Source organism: Peptoniphilus indolicus ATCC 29427 (assembly GCF_000227315.1).
GTDB lineage: Bacteria > Bacillota > Clostridia > Tissierellales > Peptoniphilaceae > Peptoniphilus > Peptoniphilus indolicus.
The window spans coordinates 1-1,167 of the sequence record NZ_JH165123.1 but is presented as its reverse complement, the minus strand read 5'-3'; the positions used below and the strand labels follow the sequence as shown (position 1 = coordinate 1,167).

Below are 1,167 nucleotides of genomic sequence, written 5' to 3'. Positions count from 1 at the left end.
TACTTTTGAATTTTTTCTACAGAAATTGCAACTATATTTTGCATTATACTCCTCCGTCTATTTATATTTATTAAACATATTTACATATGCAATATGTGGGAAAAACATTGGATTATTTATCATCATTAGCATTTGATTGAATTGGAATATGAATGAAAGTAATGAGTAATTCTCATCTTCTGTGTCTTTTATTTCATAATTTTTAAGCTCTTTATTTTTAAGATTACCAAATATTTCTTTAAAATTTGTATTTTGGGTTTCTTCCATCTCACGGATATCACTATCTTCTTTATCTGCTAAATTATATTTAATCAAAACTTCAAATAAATCTTTATCCTCAAATTTAATATTAAGTTTCTTTCCAACTATACTAATATTTTCATTTTCATCTTTAGTTATTTTTTGATCAGCTTTAATTACTATATCAAATAGATCTCTACCACTAGTACTCTCTACTTTAGATTCTTCGTCTTTATTTAAATAACATAAAATTTTAATCGGTTTAGTAGCTGTCTGAATCGACATATTATCTTTACTATCTCCAAAATGTACTCTATTCACTATTCTTACTATAGATTCTTTTGAAGTATTTAAAGAGTCTATAGATTTAACCCATGGTTGTAAATCTTCCTTTTTAATACTGTAACTTTTACATTGCACTACAGCTGATACAGCTTCTATTGGAATAAATTTTATTAATCCATAATTAAATATATAGGGGGTGTATTGTTCATCATAAATAGCTAGATCAACTTCCTTAGATACATTTCCATTTGAATCAATTATAAAAACCGATCTAGCAATATTAAATTTTTTGGAATAATTCTTTTAAAAAACGATTTCCATATCTCTTCTCTATTTCCTCCTGCAGTTCCATGATGATTATTTATCTCATAATTGAGTTGAGTTACAAATTCTTCTTCCATTCGTCTATAATTTTCTTTAATATCTCTAATATGTTTAAACTTATCTTTGTTATCTTCCATAATATTCCTCCTTTAAATTTAAAAACACAACAAGCATTTATAAGCTTAATGTGTCTTACAATTCAATGTTATACCTTTGTTTAAATTTGTGCAATAGTTATCCACTAATACGACTTGCTACAGCCAACTTTATATGCTATTTTATAATGATTTTATATATAAACTAAGAAATTATCTTTAA

Annotated in this window: 2 protein-coding genes; both read right to left on the bottom strand. The window is 25.0% G+C overall.

The genetic code is table 11. From position 1 onward, the window contains the following. Window positions 1–57 precede the first annotated feature (57 nt). Entirely contained in the window at window positions 58–783 is a 726-nt protein-coding gene (locus tag HMPREF9129_RS12115; protein WP_306424735.1) for a DUF6602 domain-containing protein, read from the bottom strand. Beyond that, complete coding sequence (locus HMPREF9129_RS12110; RefSeq protein WP_004823542.1) at window positions 783–986, bottom strand: hypothetical protein; 204 nt, start codon at window positions 984–986, stop codon at window positions 783–785. The genes HMPREF9129_RS12115 and HMPREF9129_RS12110 overlap by 1 nt, the downstream gene beginning before the upstream one ends. Window positions 987–1,167 lie beyond the last annotated feature (181 nt).